Source organism: Marinobacter sp. MIT932201 (assembly GCF_047123295.1).
In the GTDB taxonomy this organism is placed as follows: domain Bacteria; phylum Pseudomonadota; class Gammaproteobacteria; order Pseudomonadales; family Oleiphilaceae; genus Marinobacter; species Marinobacter salsuginis.
In genome coordinates, this window is record NZ_CP138917.1 from 419,278 (window position 1) to 438,523 (window position 19,246).

General features: G+C 60.0%; 16 protein-coding genes and 2 pseudogenes. 14 read left to right on the plus strand and 4 right to left on the minus strand.

The genetic code is table 11. The features are described from left to right. Positions 1-19 precede the first annotated feature (19 nt). From SIC15_RS01885 to SIC15_RS01900, 4 genes are all read left to right on the plus strand, one after another. Positions 20-1,423, plus strand: a complete 1,404-nt coding sequence (locus tag SIC15_RS01885) for an ethanolamine ammonia-lyase subunit EutB (protein ID WP_136630723.1) — start codon at positions 20-22, stop codon at positions 1,421-1,423. Next, positions 1,416-2,246, plus strand: coding sequence for an ethanolamine ammonia-lyase subunit EutC (eutC, locus tag SIC15_RS01890; RefSeq protein ID WP_412536959.1), 831 nt, complete (start codon positions 1,416-1,418; stop codon positions 2,244-2,246). The genes SIC15_RS01885 and eutC overlap by 8 nt, the downstream gene beginning before the upstream one ends. Before the next feature lie 37 nt (positions 2,247-2,283). Further along, complete coding sequence (locus SIC15_RS01895; RefSeq protein ID WP_136630725.1) at positions 2,284-3,039, plus strand: putative 4-mercaptohistidine N1-methyltransferase; 756 nt, start codon at positions 2,284-2,286, stop codon at positions 3,037-3,039. A gap of 165 nt (positions 3,040-3,204) precedes the next feature. Further along, entirely contained in the window at positions 3,205-3,945 is a 741-nt protein-coding gene (locus tag SIC15_RS01900; protein WP_412536960.1) for a ParA family protein, read from the plus strand. A gap of 18 nt (positions 3,946-3,963) precedes the next feature. On the opposite strand, the gene SIC15_RS01905 is transcribed toward SIC15_RS01900, so the two are convergent. Continuing rightward, on the minus strand, positions 3,964-4,740 hold the full coding sequence (locus tag SIC15_RS01905; RefSeq protein ID WP_069182721.1) for a GntR family transcriptional regulator: 777 nt from the start codon (positions 4,738-4,740) through the stop codon (positions 3,964-3,966). 220 nt (positions 4,741-4,960) lie between these two features. On the opposite strand from SIC15_RS01905, the gene SIC15_RS01910 reads away from it, so the two are divergent. The 4 genes and pseudogenes from SIC15_RS01910 to SIC15_RS01925 form a co-directional block, all read left to right on the plus strand. Continuing rightward, positions 4,961-5,800, plus strand: a complete 840-nt coding sequence (locus SIC15_RS01910; protein ID WP_412536961.1) for a (Fe-S)-binding protein — start codon at positions 4,961-4,963, stop codon at positions 5,798-5,800. Further along, positions 5,797-7,248 carry a LutB/LldF family L-lactate oxidation iron-sulfur protein gene (locus SIC15_RS01915; protein ID WP_412536962.1) on the plus strand — a complete coding sequence of 484 codons (1,452 nt, stop codon included), beginning with the start codon at positions 5,797-5,799 and terminating at the stop codon, positions 7,246-7,248. Before SIC15_RS01910 ends, SIC15_RS01915 begins: the two co-directional genes overlap by 4 nt. Beyond that, positions 7,245-7,916: a LutC/YkgG family protein gene (locus SIC15_RS01920; protein WP_136629998.1), complete on the plus strand. Its 672-nt coding sequence runs from the start codon at positions 7,245-7,247 to the stop codon at positions 7,914-7,916. The genes SIC15_RS01915 and SIC15_RS01920 overlap by 4 nt, the downstream gene beginning before the upstream one ends. Then, positions 7,913-10,414: pseudogene (locus SIC15_RS01925) on the plus strand (FAD-binding and (Fe-S)-binding domain-containing protein); the annotation flags it as partial. The gene SIC15_RS01920 and the pseudogene SIC15_RS01925, both read left to right, overlap by 4 nt. Positions 10,415-10,444: 30 nt before the next feature. On the opposite strand, the gene SIC15_RS01930 reads toward SIC15_RS01925, so the two are convergent. After that, entirely contained in the window at positions 10,445-11,698 is a 1,254-nt protein-coding gene (locus tag SIC15_RS01930; protein WP_412535857.1) for an IS256 family transposase, read from the minus strand. Positions 11,699-11,804: 106 nt separating this feature from the next. Here SIC15_RS01930 and SIC15_RS01935 point away from each other — a divergent pair. Beyond that, positions 11,805-12,125 (plus strand): annotated as a pseudogene (locus SIC15_RS01935) (4Fe-4S ferredoxin); the annotation flags it as partial. 3 nt (positions 12,126-12,128) lie between these two features. On the opposite strand, the gene nfsA reads toward SIC15_RS01935, so the two are convergent. After that, a complete protein-coding gene (gene nfsA / locus SIC15_RS01940; protein WP_222466180.1) occupies positions 12,129-12,866 on the minus strand; it encodes an oxygen-insensitive NADPH nitroreductase in 738 nt (245 codons plus the stop codon). A gap of 141 nt (positions 12,867-13,007) precedes the next feature. Between nfsA and SIC15_RS01945 the strand changes: the two genes are divergently transcribed. Further along, complete coding sequence (locus tag SIC15_RS01945) at positions 13,008-14,198, plus strand: diguanylate cyclase (RefSeq protein WP_412536963.1); 1,191 nt, start codon at positions 13,008-13,010, stop codon at positions 14,196-14,198. Here SIC15_RS01945 and SIC15_RS01950 read toward each other — a convergent pair. After that, positions 14,178-14,972 carry an enoyl-CoA hydratase/isomerase family protein gene (locus SIC15_RS01950; RefSeq protein ID WP_222465982.1) on the minus strand — a complete coding sequence of 265 codons (795 nt, stop codon included), beginning with the start codon at positions 14,970-14,972 and terminating at the stop codon, positions 14,178-14,180. The genes SIC15_RS01945 and SIC15_RS01950 overlap by 21 nt on opposite strands. Positions 14,973-15,222: 250 nt before the next feature. Here SIC15_RS01950 and SIC15_RS01955 point away from each other — a divergent pair, with 250 nt between their 5' ends. The 4 genes from SIC15_RS01955 (at position 15,223) to SIC15_RS01970 (ending at position 19,241) form a co-directional block, all read left to right on the plus strand. Continuing rightward, positions 15,223-16,038 (plus strand): ABC transporter ATP-binding protein, encoded by an 816-nt coding sequence (locus SIC15_RS01955; protein ID WP_412536964.1) that lies wholly within the window; start codon positions 15,223-15,225, stop codon positions 16,036-16,038. Beyond that, positions 16,038-16,916: a branched-chain amino acid ABC transporter permease gene (locus SIC15_RS01960; protein ID WP_305965593.1), complete on the plus strand. Its 879-nt coding sequence runs from the start codon at positions 16,038-16,040 to the stop codon at positions 16,914-16,916. The genes SIC15_RS01955 and SIC15_RS01960 overlap by 1 nt, the downstream gene beginning before the upstream one ends. Position 16,917: 1 nt before the next feature. Continuing rightward, complete coding sequence (locus tag SIC15_RS01965; protein WP_069182730.1) at positions 16,918-17,961, plus strand: branched-chain amino acid ABC transporter permease; 1,044 nt, start codon at positions 16,918-16,920, stop codon at positions 17,959-17,961. A 71-nt stretch (positions 17,962-18,032) separates the two neighbouring features. Next, the gene (locus SIC15_RS01970; protein ID WP_069182731.1) at positions 18,033-19,241 is read left to right on the plus strand and encodes an ABC transporter substrate-binding protein; all 1,209 of its coding nucleotides are present in this window, start codon (positions 18,033-18,035) and stop codon (positions 19,239-19,241) included. Positions 19,242-19,246: the final 5 nt, after the last annotated feature.

The window sequence follows — 19,246 nt, forward strand, 5'->3', positions numbered from 1 at the left end:
GCGTCTCAGGGAGAGGGATATGTATCGGTACAGTCTGGGTGACCGGCGCTGGCAGTTCGCAACGCTGGCGGAATTGATGGCCAGGGCCACGCCGGCGCGTTCCGGTGATCGCCTGGCAGGCGTCATCGCGCATACGGCGGAGGAAAGGGTGGTGGCCCAGATGGCTCTGGCGGACCTGCCTCTGAAAACCTTCCTGAGCGAAGCGCTTATTCCCTATGAGCAGGATGAAGTCACCCGACTGATTTTGGATGACCATGATCCTGTGGCGTTCGAGCCGGTGTCGCATCTGACCGTTGGCGATTTCCGCAACTGGCTTCTCAGCGACCACGCCACTCCGGAGATGCTCGCAAGCATCCGGGCGGGTATCACACCGGAGATGGCAGCGGCGGTCTCCAAGATCATGCGCAACCAGGATCTGATCCTGGCGGCGGGCAAATGCCGAGTCCAGACTGCCTTTCGCAGCACCATCGGTTTACCCGGGCGAATGTCCACACGACTCCAGCCCAACCATCCAACGGACGACATGACCGGTATAGCGGCCAGCATCCTGGATGGATTGCTTTACGGCAGTGGCGATGCCGTTATCGGGATCAACCCCGCGACTGACAGCGTGTCCCAGAGTGTTCGGCTGTTGCAGATGATGGATGAGGTGATCCGACAGTACGAGATTCCCACCCAGTCCTGCGTCCTCACTCATGTTACCAACACCCTGGAAGCCATCGAACAGAAGGCGCCTGTGGATCTGGTGTTCCAGTCCATCGGCGGTACCGAGGCGACTAACCGCAGCTTCGGATTTGATCTGGCGACTCTGGCCGAGGCCCGGGAGGCGGCGCTCTCGCTGAACCGAGGCACGGTGGGCAACAATGTGATGTATTTCGAGACCGGCCAGGGCAGTGCGCTGTCCGCTGATGCTCATCACGGTGTGGACCAGCAGACCTGCGAGGCCCGGGCGTACGCTGTGGCCCGCAAATTCCAGCCGCTTCTGGTGAACACGGTGGTTGGATTCATCGGCCCCGAATACCTGTTTGACGGCAAGGAGATTACCCGGGCCGGCCTGGAAGATCATTTCTGTGGCAAGTTGCTGGGCCTGCCCATGGGGTGTGATATCTGTTACACCAATCATGCAGAGGCCGACCAGAACGACATGGACAACCTGCTCACGCTGCTGGGCGTAGCCGGCTGTAACTTCATCATGGGCATACCCGGCTCGGACGATATCATGCTGAATTATCAGACCACGTCGTTTCACGATGCCCTGTACCTGCGACGGGTTCTGGACAAGCGACCGGCGCCGGAGTTCGAGCAGTGGCTGACCAGGATGCAGATCTTCCGCGATACCGAAGGCAAGGTGCCCTCAGAGGGCTTGCCAGAGTCCTTCCGGGAGAGCCTGGGCCGGTTGCCCGAGGGGCAGGGCCATGACTGAGCGCAAACCGGTAGTTATTGAGAACCCGTGGCGCCGGCTGTCAGCCTGGACCGATGCCCGGATTGGTCTGGGTCGCGCAGGTGTGAGCCTGCCCACCCGGGAGATGCTGGCGTTTCAGTTGGCTCATGCCCAGGCCAGGGACGCGGTACATCTGCCATTGGACACGGCTGCGTTAATGACGCAACTGGCGGAACTGAGCGAACCAGGAAAATCACTGCTGCCACATCAGCCGGTTCATCTGCACAGTCAGGCCGACGACCGGGTAACCTACCTGCAGCGCCCGGACCTTGGTCGCAGGCTCAGCGCTCAGTCCTGTGAGGAGCTGGATCGGTTGGGCCACACCGGCGACTCTCCCGTCGACCTGGCACTGGTGATCGCAGACGGCCTGTCTTCCTTCGGTGTGCAGCAAAATGCCCTCGGCCTTCTCGATGCGCTACTGACTGATCTTGAAGCCGACGATCAGACCTGGGAACTGGCGCCTCTGATCGTTGTCTCTCAAGGACGGGTCGCGATCGGGGACGATGTGGGTCACCGGCTCAACGCCCGCTGTGTGGTGGTGCTGATTGGCGAGCGTCCCGGCCTGAGTTCTCCGGACAGCCTCGGGCTTTACCTGACCTGGGCGCCTGAGCCCGGGCTGACCGAGGCCAGCCGGAACTGCATATCGAACATTCGGCCGGCGGGGCTGTCGTGCGCAGAGGCGAGCCGGCGGCTGATGTATCTGCTCAAAGAGGCCCGCCGACAGCAGGTTTCGGGGGTGCCGCTCAAGGATCGCTCGGAAGAGACGGTTATTGATCAGGGCATTGGCAACTTCCTGTTAGGCTAGCGATAACCGTTGAACCATTCAGGGTAGGAGAATTCCCTTGCAGCAAGCCGCGTACTATGAAAACGACACCACCCTCGCCCAATACCTGGAATTTCACTTTGGCGAACGGTGGCATGGTGAGGCCAACTTTCCCAAGGCCCTGGCCGACGCTGCCATGCATGTCATGGATGGCCGCCCGCTTGAACGCGCACTGGATATTGGTTGCGCCGTTGGTCGCACCAGCTTCGAGTTGGCCCGGCATTTCCGGCACGTGGACGGCATTGATTTCTCCAACGCCTTCGTTAACAAAGGTCAGGAAGTGGCCCGAGATAAACGAGTGCGCTATGCCCGTCCGGAAGAAGGTGAGCTGGTGAGTTTTCAGGATCAGAGCCTGGCATCCCTCGGGCTGGAGGAGGCCGCCGACCGTGTGTCTTTTCACCAGGGCGATGCCTGCGATCTGCCATCGCAGTTCACGGGGTATGATCTGGTGCTCGCGGGCAACCTGATCGATCGGCTGTACCAGCCATCGCTGTTTCTGGAAACGATCCACGAACGGATTAACGAGCTCGGGCTTCTGGTGATTGCCTCACCCTACACCTGGCTCGAGGAATACACGCCCAGGGAACACTGGGTCGGTGGTTTCAAAAAGGATGGTGAGGACTTCTCGACGTTCGACGGCCTGAGGGAGATGCTGGCGCCACATTTTCGACTGCTGTTCGAGCCCTGGAGTCTGCCGTTTGTTATACGGGAAACGAGAAACAAGTTTCAGCACAGCTTCTCCGAGCTGACCGTCTGGGAGAAGGTAAGTCAGTGAACAGGGAAAGTTTGACGATGGCCTGCAGGCTGTCATCAAACTGTCACCGGAAAAGCCTAACCTGAGATCTCATCAGGACGACATGCATTGTGTTGTGCATCGTGTGAATGCTTTAACCGGGGACTTCCCCGGTTTTTTTATGCCTGGATAAAAGGATCTGACAGGATGAGGACCATTGCGTTTTACAGTCTGAAGGGCGGTGTTGGCAAAACCGCCGCTGCCGTGAACATCGCTTATCTGGCCAGCCAGGCCGGGTATTCGACACTGTTGTGGGATCTGGACCCCCAGGGCGCCTCCAGCTGGTACCTGGCCGGTGCCGACAAGATCAAAGGCCACAAGCTCTCGCACTTGCTCAAAGGCAAAACCCCCATCGCTGAATTTATTCACGAGAGCGACTATGAAAACCTGGACTTTATCCCGTCCCACACGAGTTTCCGTAATCTCGACGTCAAACTGGACCAGGAGGATGGCAGTAACCTGATCAAACAGTGGCTGGCGCCGCTATCAGAGGAGACCAGCCTGGTAATTCTGGACTGTCCGCCGTCGCTGTCCCGGCTTTCGGAGCAGGTGCTGAAAGCGGCGGACGAGGTGTTTGTGCCGGTGATTCCCACCTGGTTGTCCTTGAATAGCTGGAAGCAGCTGGCGGAGTTTGCCAAGGACAAGAAACTGAAGCCGGGTAAGCTGCACCCGTTTTATTCCATGGCCGATCGGCGCAAAGGCCTGCACCGGGAACTGATCAATGCCCAGGATGAGATCCTGCCCAAAGGCCTGAAAACCATCATTCCCAATGCCAGCGTGGTGGAGAAAATGGGCGAGGAGGGCACGCCGGTGGAACTGCTCGCGCCCAGCTCCGTGGCTGCCGATGCCTATCGCAGACTGTGGAAAGAGATCAATCGAATGCTCTGAACACCGGCTGGGGGTTGTTCAGGTTCGCGCCAGTTTGTCCCGCCGCAGGGACCTCTCCAGCCGACGGTTATTCTCGCTCCGTTCCGAGAGCACCTGCTGAACGTACAGAATGTGCTTGCCGGCCAGTTCCCGGGCTTCGTCGGCCCTACCTTCCGTGATGGCCTCGTACAGCATTCGATGCTGCTCCACCAGGCCCTGACGGGTCTCCGCCTCCCTCTGGTACATGCCGCCAATGTTGGTCACCACATTGCTCTTCAGCATGTTGAAGAGGTTGCGAATGGTATGCAGAAGGATCACGTTGTGGCTGGCCTCGGCAATGGCCAGGTGAAAGCGTGCGTCCGCCGCGCCTTCGGCTTCCAGATCCCGCTCCTTTTCGGTGCTGTAGCAGGCTTGCAGCGCCTCATAGGCGGTTTTCAGGTGGGCGCGGTCCACCTCGGTGGCCCGCAATGCCGCGTAGTAGGCGCAGTCCGCTTCCAGGGTGCGTCGGAACTCCAGCAAATCCCGTTGTGCATCCGGCCGGTTTTCCAGCAAGGGAATCAGCGGGTCACTAAAACTGCCACCCAGGGACTCGGTGACATAGTTGCCGCCGCCCTGGCGGCTTACCAGCAGGCCCCTGGCCGTCAGTCGCTGAATGGCTTCGCGCAGCGACGGTCGAGACACGCCGAATTGCTCCGACAACACCCGTTCTGGCGGCAGTCGCTCGCCCGGCTGCAAGGTGCCCTCCAGAATCATGGTTTCCAGCTGTTCAACAATGGTGTCTGCGAGTCTTTTCGGCGCGATCTGTCCGATGGCCATTCCTGATGTACCCGAATCGAAAATTTATTGGTAATACCAATATCACAAGTGACTCTCTCGGCCAAGGGTTAGCCTGAAGATGTCCTTAAAAGTGTGCCTTTTGCATCAAAAACTTTTGACATTTGCGGTCTTTTTCTCATACCTTGGTTAACTATTAATGTCAATTGGTATTACCAATTTCTAAATCGGTTAGTTTGAGAGTGTATTGAGGCACCAGCCAATGAGCGACCTGTTTTACGATGCCGCCCCCAATGCCACCCGGGTAGCCCCTGAGCGGGAACCGGATAGGCATTACCCGGAAAAGCCCGAGGCCGTCACCCTGTTTGGCACCTGCGTGGTGGATCTGTTCTTCCCGGAAGCCGGGCTGGACGCCATTCGTTTGCTGGAACATGAAGGCGTTCGCGTGCATTTCCCTCAGGAGCAGAGCTGTTGTGGGCAGCCCGCCTGGACTTCCGGGTATAGGGACGAGGCCAAGGCAGTGGCCCGTGCCCAGCTGGATATCCTAGATCGATCAGGCCTGCCTGTGGTGGTGCCGTCCGGTTCCTGCGCGGGCATGTTCCGTCATCACTACCGGGCGCTATTCGCCGATGAGCCCGAGACGCTCAAGAGGGTGGAAGCGCTGGCTGAGCGTACTTTTGAGCTGACCGAATTCCTGCTGAAAGTCTGCAGGGTACAACTGTCGGACCGGGGTGCGCCCAGCAAGATCGCCCTGCACACTTCCTGCTCGGCCCGGCGGGAAATGAACACACACCTCCATGCGCGCGAGCTTCTCCAGCAGCTCGAAGGGGTCGAGCGTGTCGATCATGACCATGAGAGTGAATGCTGCGGGTTCGGCGGCACCTTCTCGGTTCGGATGCCGGAAGTCTCGGGTGCCATGGTCAAGGACAAGACGCGCTCGCTGATGGATTCCGGCGCGGTGGAAATGGTTACCGCCGATGGCGGCTGCCTGATGAACATCAATGGTTCCCTCGAAAAACAGAAAGAGCGCTTCCGGGGACGGCATCTGGCCAGCTTCCTGTGGGAGCGAATCAATGGCGCCAGCGAAGGGGAGGTGGCATGAGCCAGCGTATTCCGGTGACCGAGCTGACTCCGGACTTCCGGGGCCGTGCCGAAGAAGCCCTGGCGGATGGGCAGCTGCGCAACAATTTCCGGGTGGCCATGGACTCGCTGATGACCAAACGGGCCAACGCGTTTCCCGATGCCGATGAGCGTGAGGGGCTAAGGGAGCTGGGCAATCGTCTCAAGGCCGGGGCCCTGTCGCGGCTACCGGACCTGCTGGAGCAGCTGGAACAGAAACTCACTGAAAACGGCGTCAAGGTTCACTGGGCGGAGACCGTCGAGGAAGCCAACGACCTGGTGCATGGCATTATTGAAGCCCGCAAGGGCAATCAGGTGGTGAAAGGCAAGTCGATGGTCAGCGAAGAGATGGAGATGAACGACTACCTGGCGGAGCGGGGCATCGAATGCCTGGAATCCGACATGGGCGAGTACATTGTCCAGCTCGATAATGAAAAGCCGTCACACATTATCATGCCGGCGATTCACAAGAATGCCAGACAGGTGTCCAAACTGTTTCACGACAAGCTGGGGGAACCGGAGACTGAAGACGTCAATCAACTGATCCAGATCGGCCGGCGGACCCTGCGTCGGAAATTCATGGACGCGGATGTGGGTGTATCCGGAGTGAACTTCGCCATCGCCGAAACTGGCACCCTGTTGCTGGTGGAAAACGAGGGCAACGGTCGCATGAGCACCACGGCACCGCCGGTTCACATTGCGGTAACGGGCATTGAAAAAGTGGTGCCGAACCTGAGGGATGTGGTGCCGCTGGTTTCCCTGCTCACCCGTTCGGCCCTGGGGCAGCCCATTACCACCTATGTGAACCTGATATCCGGTCCCCGCAAACCGGACGAACTGGACGGCCCGGAGGAAGTGCACCTGGTGCTGCTGGATAACGGCCGCACCGGCGCTTTTGCCGATGCCCAGATGCGTCAGACCCTGAACTGCATCCGCTGCGGCGCCTGTATGAACCACTGCCCGGTGTATACCCGGGTGGGCGGCCACACCTACGGTGAGGTATACCCCGGCCCCATCGGCAAGATCATCACACCGCATATGGCTGGCCTCGACAAGGTGCCAGACCACCCCAGCGCCTCCTCCCTGTGCGGGGCCTGCGGTGAGGTCTGCCCGGTCAAGATTCCGATTCCCGAGCTGCTTCAGCGTTTACGGCAGGAAAATGTGAAGGATCCGGAGCAGCCGCAGCAGGTGAAAGGTGGCGGCGCCAAGTATTCCCGGATGGAGCGCTGGATCTGGCGCGGCTGGCAGATGCTGAATACCCGGCCGGCGCTGTATCGCAGTTTCCTCTGGGCCGCGACCCGCTTCCGGGCGCTGGCTCCGAAAAAGGCCGGCCCCTGGACCGAGAATCACAGTGCACCGGTGCCCGCCCGTCGTTCCCTGCACGATCTTGCGGCTCAACATCTTGACCAGAAGGGAGGCCGGCCATCATGACCGCCCGCGCGAATATCCTTGGTAAATTGAGAAACAGCCTTGCCGGCACGACACCCCGCCCGGACGAATTCGACGAGGGGCTGGTAACCCGGCCCTGGCGCTACGCGCCGGAAGACCGCGTGACCCGGTTGCGCAGCCTGATGGAGGCGGTCCACACGGAAGTGCACCAGTGCCATTCTGACAGCTGGCCGGACCTGGTGACGCAGCTGCTGAACAAACGCAATCTCCGAAATCTGTTGTGCGCACCCGGCACAGACCACGGCCGCGCCTTGCAAGCTCACTTTGAGGCCACGGAGCAGACGATCGAGTTACTGGCCTACGATAAGCCGGTGGAGGCCTGGAAGGAAGAGCTGTTCTGGAATGTGGATGCCAGCCTGACCGGCACCCTGGGTGGTATTGCTGCCACTGGCACAGTCGTGCTCTGGCCGGATCGCCACGAACCACGACTGATGAGCCTGGTACCACCGGTGCACATTGCCCTGCTTAAGGCCAGCGAGATTCACGACAATCTGTATGACATGATGGTGTCTCAGGACTGGGCGGCCGGGCTGCCCACCAATGTCCTGTTGGTGTCCGGCCCGTCCAAGACCGCGGACATCGAACAGGTGCTGGCTTATGGCGCTCACGGGCCTCGTGAGCTCATCGTGCTGGTTCTAGAGGATCTATGAGCTTTTCCGCAGCCACATTGGCCGATATCCGGCAACGGATTCCGGAAAACCGGGTGTTCAACGATCCGGTGTCCACCCTCGCGTTCGGAACCGACGCCAGTTTCTACCGGCTGATCCCCAAGGTGGTGGTGCGGGTTCAGGAAGAGGCCGAGGTGGTCGATCTTCTGGCGATTGCCCGCAACCACAAGGTGCCGGTGACTTTCCGGGCCGCCGGTACGAGCCTTTCCGGGCAGGCCATCAGCGACTCCATCCTGATTGTCCTTGGCGACCAGTGGAACGGCCACGACATCCGCGCTGAAGGCCGCCAGATTCGCCTGCAGCCGGGTGTGATCGGCGCCCAGGCAAACGCCTGGCTTGCGCCCAGGGGCTACAAGATCGGCCCCGATCCTGCTTCCATCAATGCCTGCAAGATCGGCGGCATTGTTGCCAATAACGCCAGTGGCATGTGCTGTGGCACGGCCCAGAACAGCTACCACACCCTGGCTGGCATGCGCCTGGTGCTGGCAGACGGCGCCGTGCTGGATACCGAGGACCCCGCGAGTGTGGCGGCGTTCCACGACAGTCATGGCGAGTTGCTGGCGGCCCTGAAAAAACTGGCTATCAATACCCGGGAGAATCCGGAGCTGGCGGAACGAATCCGCCACAAATACCGCCTGAAAAACACCACAGGGTTGTCCCTGAACTCCCTGGTGGACTTTGAGGATCCCATCGACATTCTCACCCATCTGATGGTGGGCTCCGAAGGCACCCTGGGTTTCGTGAGTGCTGTCACCTACAACACCGTGCCGGAATACCCCGACAAGGCCACGGCGCTGCTGGTGTTCCGTAATGCCGAGACCTGCTGCCGGGCGGCGTCGGCGTTGCGGTCGCAGCCTGTGGCGGCGGTGGAGCTGCTGGATCGCCGCAGCCTTCGCTCGGTGCAGGACAAGCCCGGCCTGCCTGACTGGATTCATGATCTGTCGGAGGATGCCTGCGCGCTGCTGGTGGAGACCCGGGCGCCCTCCTCGGAGAGTCTGGATGAACAGCTGGCCCGGATCAGTGCGTCCCTGGCGGATTTTCCGCTTGAGCAACAGGTGGATTTCACCCGCGATGCCAAAGTCTCTGACCAGCTCTGGGCCATTCGGAAGGGCACTTTCCCCGCTGTGGGCGCGGTGCGACCGAACGGTACCACCGTGATCATCGAGGATGTGACCTTCCCGATCGATCAGCTATCTGAGGGTGTTACCCGTCTCCAGGAGCTGTTTGTTAAGCATGGCTATGACGACGCGATCATCTTTGGCCATGCTCTTGAAGGTAACCTGCACTTCGTGTTCCCCCAGGGCTTTGACGACCCCGCGGAAGTCGCACGCTACGAGGCCTTCATGCAGGATGTGGCGCAGCTGGTGGCGGTGGAATTTGGTGGTTCGCTGAAGGCGGAACACGGTACCGGCCGCAACATGGCGCCGTTTGTGGAGCTGGAGTGGGGGTATGATGCCTGCCAGCTGATGTGGCAGATCAAGCGGCTGCTGGACCCGGAGAATCTGCTCAATCCGGATGTTGTGCTCTCGGAAGACACGCAGATCCACCTCAAGAATCTGAAGCCCCTGCCGGAGGCCGATCCTCTAGTTGATAAATGCATTGAATGCGGTTTCTGCGAGCCGGTGTGTCCCTCGGAAGGGCTCACCCTTTCGCCTCGCCAGCGCATCGTGATCTGGCGGGATATCCAGGCCCGCCGCCGTGCCGGTGAAGATACGGCTGAACTGGAGAAGGCCTACCAGTATCACGGCCTGGATACCTGCGCCGCCACCGGTCTGTGTGCCCAGCGCTGTCCGGTGGGTATCAATACCGGTGATCTGGTGCGTAAGCTGCGTAGCGAGAAAGCCGGCGGCCTGTCCGTGGCCAATCAGTTGGCAAGACACTTTGCCGGCGCGCTGAAAGCCACCCGTTTTGTCCTTGCCAGCGCCTCCATGGCCGAAAGGCTGATGGGCGCGCCAATGCTGACCCGTCTCAGTGCGGGCGTGCGCAAGGCCTCCGGAGGCAAGGTCGCCCAATGGGATCCGAGTCTGCCCCAACCGGTGCGGTTTGTGTCGCCGGCAGCACAGGAGGATCCGGCCGATGGTCGGCCCCGGGTGGTGTATCTGGCCGCCTGTGTGTCCCGGACCATGGGCCCGGCCCGTAGCGATAAGGCGCAGGAGCCGTTGATCAGCGTGACCCGGAGGCTGCTGGAGAAAGGTGGCTACCAGGTGGTGTATCCGGAGGCGCTGGACAGTCTGTGCTGCGGCCAGCCTTTCGCCTCCAAGGGCTATCCGGAGCAGGCCGCGACCAAAAAAGATGAGCTGATTTCGGCGCTGCTGCGGGCCAGCCGCAACGGCGTCGATCCGATCTATTGCGACACCAGCCCCTGCACCCTGCAGATCCGTGAAGCTGCCGAAGAGGCCGGGCTCACTCTGTTCGACCCGGTCCGGTTTATTCGTGATCATCTATACGAGCGCCTGGATTTCGAGCCGGAGCAGACCCCGCGAGTTATTGTCAAATCTGGTGTATGACCATCAGGCAGCGCTCCTGTCAGATTGATCCTCCACCGGTATTCCATCCTGAAACTGCACGTTGTCCACGACCAGCTTCAGTTGGTTGAACCCCTTGATCCGCTTCCAGCGTTTCTGGGCGGATTGGAGCAACTTGAACACCATCGATAACGTGGTGTCGCGATTGCCACAAGACCGGCTCCGCTTGGTTCTCAGCCGTACTGTGGCGAAGGTGGATTCAATCGGATTGGTGGTCCGTAAGTGAATCCAGTGAATCGCCGGGAAATCGTAGAAGGCCAGCAGCTCATCCCGGTCCTTCTCCAGGTTTTCCATGGCCTTCGGGTACTTGTCCCGGAACCGCCGCAAAGCGCTGTCAAACGCCTTGTGGGCGCTGTCACGAGTCTCTGCCAGGTAGATCTCATGCAAGGCTGACTTCACCTTCGGTTGCACCGACTTGGGCAGCTTGTCCAGCACATTGGCCGTCTTGTGCACCCAGCACCGCTGGTGCCGGGTGTCCGGAAACACTTTGCTCAGAGCCTTCCAGAAGCCCAGTGCGCCGTCACCCACAGCCAGCCTGGGCGACGGCTCCAGACCACGTTCCCGCAAGTCCGTGAGCAGCTCTCGCCAACTGGCCTCGGACTCCCGGTGGCCATCCTCGACAGCCACCAATTCCTTGTGGCCATGCTCAGTCACGCCGATGATTACCAGCAGACAGAGTCGATCGTCCAGCCGGACGTTGCTGTACACGCCGTCGGCCCACCAGTACACATAGCGTTTCTGGCTCAAGTCCCGGCGCTGCCAGTCCTTGTGCTCATCCAGCCACTTCGCCTTGAGCCGGGAGACCGTGTTCGCCGACAACCCGTTGGCCTGCTCGCCGACCAGCGCGCTCAGGGCCTCCTGGAAGTCACCGGAGGAGACGCCCCGCAGGTAGAGCCAGGGAATCAGTTCCTCCAGACTCCGGGCACGCTTCAGGTAGGGTGGCAGCAGGTGGCTGTTGAAGCGAATGCCAGAGCCACTGCGGTCCCGGACTTTGGGAACCTGGACTTCTACGTCGCCGACGCCGGTCTGAACAGTGCGTTTGGGAAGGTGCCCATTGCGCACCACAGCACGGCGGCCATCCGGTGTCTTGACGTCTGCGCACTGCTTCAACAGGCTCTCCAGCTCCGTCTCGACAGCCTGTGCAATCAGATCACGGGCACCCTGACGGATTAACCCGTGCAAGGGATCGTTGCCGGCTACCTCTGGTTGTGAAAGAGCATGCAGGTTAGACTTGGACATGGCGTATCATTCCTCTGTTGGTTGTGATCGTCGCGGTGATCAACCAACAGGATACGCCACCCCTTCAACCTGCTTCCATACACCAGAAATCACCATAACTCAGACCCCGCTGGCCGTGCACGTCACCTGCAGTACCCAGCATCTTGGGGAATCACAGGGTCTTATCGATATCGCTCGCCGCTGCAGTAGTAATGTGGTGATCCCCGAGGGCATCCACTGCTGTGGCTTTGCCGGGGATAAAGGCTTCAACGTGCCGGAGCTGAACGCCCATTCCCTGAAAACCCTGGCTGAACAGACGGCCGGCTGCGAGGAGGGTATCTCCACCAGCCGCACCTGCGAGATCGGCCTTAGCCGACACAGCGGCATCGACTACCACGGCCTGGTGTATCTGGTGGATCGGGTCACCCGGCCAAAAGCCACTGCCTAGCGGCTATTTCATCTCGAAGCCGCATTTGCGCAGGAAATCGCGCATATGCGGCCGCAGTTTCGAGGTGAACAGCGGCTTGAGCTGCTCGGACCAGGTGGTGTCCTTGTTGCCTCCGGTCCGCTCCCGGTAGTACTCGTTCATGGTGCGATCAAAGCCGGCCACCAGTTCTTCGTCACGGGCATCGGAGTAGTAGTCTTCCCTCAGGATGGCCTCCACCGGCAGCCGGGGTTTCACCTCCGGGTTCTGGTCCGGGTAGCCCAGACACATGCCGAACACCGGATAAACGTGTTCCGGAAGCCTGAGAATCTCGCTGATTTGGGCCGGGTTGTTGCGGATGCCACCGATATAGCACAGCCCGAGCCCTTCGGATTCCGCGGCAATCGCCACGTTCTGGGCCATCAGACTGGTGTCGATGGTGGCAACCAGTAACTGTTCCGTCATCCCTCGCACCACGTCAGCCCCGGCCCGTCCTGCGGCATCGGTTGAGCGCCGCATATCGGCACAGAACACCAGAAAGTCCGAGCAGTCAGCAATGTAGCTCTGGCCCCCGGCAAGTTCCGCGATTTTCCGGCGGTTGTCGGGGTTGATCACGTGAATGATCGAATAGGCCTGCACATGATTCGAGGTGGCGGCGCACTGGCCGGCCCGAATCAGTTCCCTGAGCAGGTCAGGCGGGATCTTTTCACCGGTGAATTTGCGGATGGAGCGGTGGGATTTGAGCAGTTCTATGGTTGGATTCATGGGGTCTCGCAGTGAGTTCATGGATGTCGCGCCAGTCTGTGACAATTATCATACCAAACGCTACACATTACTCGCGCATGTGCGGAAGCCAAACTGATACGCTGACAGATCATACCGTCTAGCCTGGAACGCTTTGCCTTTATGGACCTGAACCTGCATCTGCCAACACTGCTGGTCACTTCGGTCATGATCAACCTCCTGATCGGCGGCATGCTCTGGGCGATCTATCACCTCCGCCATCGGGAGCGCTGTTTTCTGCTCTGGGCCCTAGCCTGCCTGACCTTTGTGTTGGGTACCGCATTCGCAGTAGCCAATGAGTGGCCCGGCGCTCCAGGGGGGCTGATATTCGTCGCCCACCTGTTTCTTGGTGCTTCACCGCTGTTGGTCCTTGCGGGTATCCACGCACTGATGGGGTTGCCAATAGCGGGCAAGAGACGGTCATCCCGTCTTATCCATGGCGCCTTGCTACTCTATCTGTCTGGCCTGGCTGTCAGCGCGGGTTGGGATCCGGTGGTGGCCAGATTCCTGACTGCGCTGTTCTCGGCATTGATCTTCAGCCTGGCGATCTACCGGCTGGGCTCAATTGGGCACAGGCCCAGACTGCCCCTTCGCATTCTGCAAACACTGTTCGGCATCCACGGGACGCTGATGATGACCCAGGTACTGGTAATCGCAGTCTCCATGAGCGGAAGCGTACAGCTGGATCTTCAGGGGCTGTTGAAACTCATTCTGATGAACCACCTGCTGCTGGTGAGTGCCACGGCCATGGCGCTTCCGTTATTGGCATTCACCCGTTCCGAACAGGCTCTGGTGGTGCTGGCGGAGCGGGATGGGCTTACCCAGCTGTACAATCGCCGGGCGTTCTACCGGGAAGGTGAGCTGGCATTTGAAAAAGCCCGGCGGGCCGGGGACCTTGTCACCGTGCTCATGATCGATCTGGATCACTTCAAGCAGATCAACGACCGCTGGGGGCATGCCACCGGCGATGAGGTATTGAAGGTCGTTGCCAGTCTGATGAAAGCCGAACTCAGGGATGACGACATCGTTGGCCGCGTTGGCGGTGAAGAGTTCGCAGCCGTGCTTCGCAACAATAATCGCGAAGCGATCGAGGCGATAACCGGGCGCCTGTTGCAAAGAATCGTTGAGACTGGCCGGGAGGTCCATGGTGTTCCGGTGCATCTTTCGGCCAGCATCGGTGGTGCGACTCTTACCCGGGACCATGGCTCTTTTGAGGACGTTATGGCGTCGGCGGACAAGGCGCTTTACCGGGCCAAGCACAATGGCCGCAACCGGGCCGAATTTGTTCCGACGTCAACGGCCGCGAAACTCTGACGGCCGTTTGGCCAGAAACGCCGAAACACCTTCCGCGAAGTCTTCAGTACGGGTCATTTCGAGGAACGCAGCACGTTCCGCTTCCAGATGGTTGGCCAGCCGGTCACCGTTGGCCTGATCGACCAGTTTACGAAAGGCGCCATAGGCTCGGGTTGGTCCCTGGGCGACTTTGTCGATCATCCGGTTCAGCCGGTTGTCGAATTCGCTGTCGGGGGCCACTTCGTTGACTATGCCCCAGTCCCGGGCTTCAGCAGCGCCCAGTGTGCGGCCCAGCAGCATCAGTTCGGCCGCCCGGCCGGCGCCCAGTTTGTGGGCCAGGGCCCAGCTGCCGCCACAGTCGGGAACCGCGCCAATGCCGTTGTAGGCCACCAGGAATTTTGCCTCTTCATCGGCGATCACCAGATCGGCCATCAGGGTGAGACTCAGCCCTGCGCCGGCCGCCACGCCCCTGACTGCGGCAATCACAGGCGCATCCATACTGCGCAGAAGCAGGATGGCGGGGTTGACCGCCTCCAGGATGGCGCTGATGGCAGCGCCAGCCTGCTCAGAGGTGCCCGCCATACTGGATACATCTCCGCCTGCCATAAAGGCTCGCCCCGCGCCTGTCAGAACGATGCAACGAACACCGGAAAGATCGCGGATCTCCCGCACCGCCGCAAGGAAGGCCTCTGCCAGGGGCACATTGATGGCGTTGAGGGCCTTCGGGCGATTGAAGGTCAATCTGGCGACCCCTGTTTCGGCATCAAATGCGGTGGTTACCAGTGAATCTGCCATGGTCACATGCCCTCCCGGTAATGCAGGTCTCACGGTCAGAAACCTGCGTACTGATTTCGTGGTCTTTGGGATAACAAGATAGAGCGGTTTGCCTAAAGTTGCCCGAATGGACTACTTTAAATCTGAATCGGGGTTCACCCCGACGACAAGAAAAAACAAAAAATTACAATCATCTTCGGGCGTGGGATGGGTACTGTCAGGGCGTGATCGCGTGCCTGTGTGCCCGGCGCCAGGGGTGCCGGGAGGAAGTTTGAGCATCCTTGAAATCAGTAACCTGTCTCTGTCGTTTGGTGGTGTGAAGGCGCTGCAGGACGTGAGTTTCCGGGTGCCTGAGAACACCGTAACCACCATTATCGGCCCTAACGGCGCTGGCAAGACGTCGCTGTTCAACTGCATCTCCGGGTTCTACAAACCCCAGCAGGGCACGATTCACTATCAGGGGCAGCCACTGCCGGGCAGCATCAAGCCACCGAAGCGAGCCGCAATGGGGCTGGCCCGAACCTTCCAGAACATTGCCCTGTTCCGGGGCATGACCGTGCTCGACAACATCAAACTGGGCGCCCACGTGCATATGAAGAGCGGTCTGCTCAGCGCCCTGGCCTATTTCGGCCCGGCCCGACGCGAGGAAATGGCCGTTCGTAAAGATGTGGAAGAGCGGATTATCGATTTCCTGGAGATAGACCATATTCGCCGCCAGCCTGTGGCAAGTCTTTCCTATGGTCTACAAAAGCGCGTTGAGCTGGCCCGGGCGCTGGCCATGCAGCCGAAAGTACTGATGCTGGATGAGCCGGTGGCGGGCATGAACCGGGAAGAAAAGGAAGACATGGCCCGCTTTATTCTCGACATCCGGGAAGAGTGGGGTGTCACCGTGCTGATGGTGGAACACGACATGGGTATGGTGATGGATATTTCCGACCACATCGCGGTGCTCAACTTTGGTCAGGTCATCACCGAAGGCATGCCCGCGGAGGTTCAGAACAACCCGGAGGTGATCAAGGCCTACCTGGGCAACAGTGATATCGAGAGCCTCCGCAAGAAGCTCAACGCCGAGGGGGAGGCCGCCTGATGGATTGGTTGTTCTTCGGCGAAATCAGCCTGGCGGGCCTGGCCATGGGCGGCCTTTATGCCCTGATCGCTCTGGGTTTCGTGATCATCTATAAAGCCACGAGGGTCATCAATTTCGCCATCGGCGAGATCATGATGTTCGCGGCCTACCTGTTTCTGGCATTCGCCGGCGGCATGGAGCTGTCGCCCTGGCTTGCTCTGCCGATGGCGGTGATCGGCGGTAGTATTCTCGGCGGTGTCATAGAGAAAACCATGATCCGGCCGATGCTGGGGGAATCGCCGATTTCCGTGGTGATGGTCACCATCGGTATTGCCAGCATTCTGGTGGGTCTGGTGGAGTTTATCTGGACCGCTGATCCGCAACTGCTGCCCAACTTCCTGCCCCGGGAGCCGGTGTTTATCGGGGAACTGTATCTGGCACCCAAGATCGCTTACGGCTTTCTCATTGGTTCCGCCCTACTGATCATTTACCTGCTGTATTTCCGGTTCTCCCGGGGTGGTGTAGCCCTGCGAGCCACGGCCTCGGATCAGGCGGCAGCCTATTCAATGGGTATCAACGTGCGCCGTGTCTTCAACATGGCCTGGGTGTTCGGTTCGCTTGCGGCGTCCCTGGCCGGCGTGCTGGTGGCGGCCACCGGTGGGCTGAGCCCGCAATTCGGGATCATCGGCCTCAGTGTACTGGTAGTGGTGATCGTGGGCGGCCTGGACAGCATTCTCGGCGCCCTGGTGGCCGGCGTATTCATCGGCTGGCTGGAAACCGTGGCGGGCGCCTATCTGGGCGGCGAGTACCGGATGCCGGCAACCTTCCTGGTGCTGGCGATCATCCTGGTGATCCGCCCCTACGGCCTGTTCGGCACCCACGAAATAGAGCGAGTGTAAGATGCGCATCGGTGACGCGAAACAGAGTTACGAGGCCGATGAGGCAATCTGGACCAGCCAGACCCAGAAGCTGTGGTTGGGGCTGTTCCTGCTGATTCTGCTGGTTTTCCCGTTTGTGGTGAATTCTTACCTGCTTTACCTGGGGTGCCTCGTGGGGATTGCCGTGATCAGCACCACCGGCCTGAACATCCTGACCGGTTTTACCGGCCTGATTTCCCTCGGGCAGGCCGGCTTCATGGGCGTGGGCGCCTATACCGTGGCCTGGTTATCCCTCAATACCGCCCTGCCGTTTCCGGTTACGCTTCTGATGGCCGGGCTGATGGCCGCCGCCGTGGGCATTCTGGTGGGCCTGCCCTCGCTTCGGGTCAAGGGCCTGTACCTGGCCATCGCCACCCTGGCGGCGAGCGTGTTCCTGCATTTCATTTTCGCCGAGTGGGAATCGGTGACCGGCGGGATGGGCGGTTTGAGCCTGGAGCCGGCGCACCTGTTCGGACTGACTTTCCAGAGCGATTTCAGGATGTATTTCATCATTGTGCCGCTGGCGGTGCTGATGGTGCTGGCGGCCCGCAATGTGTTCAGGACCCGGATTGGCCGGGCGTTTATCGCCATTCGCGACCGGGATATTTCCGCCGAGATTCTCGGGATCAACTTGCTGCGTTACAAGCTGATGTCGTTTGCCCTCAGCTCGTTCTATGCCGGGATCGCCGGTGGCCTGTTCGCCTATTTCTATCGGGTGGTGACGCCGGAAAGCTTCCCGCTTTCCATGTCGATTTTCTATCTGGCGGCGGTGATCGTCGGGGGCATGGGCAACCTGCTGGGGGGCATTCTCGGCGCCGCCTTCATGACTTTGGTGCCGGAAGCCCTGAAACTGCTGACCGCTGCGCTGACGCCTTTTTATCCCAACGCCCCGGTGTTCATGTCGCCGATGCTGGAAATTATCTTCGGTGCCCTGATCGTGGGCTTTCTGATCTTTGAACCCCATGGCCTGGCGGAGATCTGGCACCGCATCCGCCGGTTTTTCCGGCTGTGGCCATTCAGGAATTAACCGTGTTTCAACGGGCCTGGTACACAGAGCCCATGCACCACCAACAACAAGAAGCAGCAAGGAGAAGAAACATGTTCAGAAACATCCTCGAAAAAGGTCGCCGGCTTGCCGGGCTTGGTAGCCTGGTCGCTGCGCTGACCGTTGCTGCCCCGGCGATGGCTCAGGACAAAGAGCCCATCGTGTTCGGTGGCTCGATCCCGCTCTCTGGTGTTTTCGCCTTTGCAGGCATTCACCTGCACGCCGGCCTGACGGATTACACCGACTGGATCAACAGCCAGGGCGGTATCAATGGTCATCCGGTGGAATACGTGATGGAAGACACCGCCTATGAGGTGGACAGGTCAGTCGCAGCCTTCAAGAAGATTTCCGGCAGCAGCTCCCCGGCCACCTACTACGGCGACAGCACCGGTTTCATGAAAGCCATTGCCTCGGAGCTCAACAGCCAGGGCAATACGCTGATGAGCGGCGCGTCTTTCGCCACCGTACTGACCGACAATGAAACCTATCCGTACCAGTTTATCCCGGGCCCTAACTACAGCCAGATGTTCGGGATCATCCTGGAGTACATCGCCTCCCAGGGTGAGGATGGCGAGATGCCAAACGTGGCGTTTGTCTACAGCGATACCGAATTTGGCAAGGACCCGATCGAGAATGGCAAAGCCCGCGCGGCTGAGCTGGGTATCGAAGTGGTGGAAGAGATCGTCACCAAGCCGGGTAGCGTCGATGTCTCGGCCGAGGTGCTGAAGTTGCGCCGGGTGCGCCCGGATTACGTGGTATTCCACGGCTATGTGCTGTCACCGATCAACGAGTTCATGGTGCAGATGCGCCAGATGGGCCTGGACACCCAGTTCATGGGCACCTTCTGGTCCTCCGACAAGCTGATCATCGACAAGATGGGCGCGGATGCCGACGGCTACATGGGTGTGATGCCTTACAACTACTACGACAGCGAGGAAAGCGGTCCGATGCTTGATGCCCTGAGGGCTCAGGCAGAGAAAAGTGATCCGGAGGCTGGCTATCGTCCGACCGGCTATATTCAGGGCTGGTTCAACGCCATGGTCTGGACGGAGGTGATCAAGCGCACCCTGGATGCCGGGAAAGAGCTCAACGCGGACAACATGGCCGAAGCCCTGGCTTCCATTGAGGACTGGGACACGGGAGGCATCATAGGCATTCCGGTCACGGTGAAGGATATGTCGTTCCCGGTGGGCCGTATCTGGCGTGTGAACGCCGAGGCGGGCCGTTATGAGCCGGTATCGGACTGGATCCACCTCGACTGAGGGGC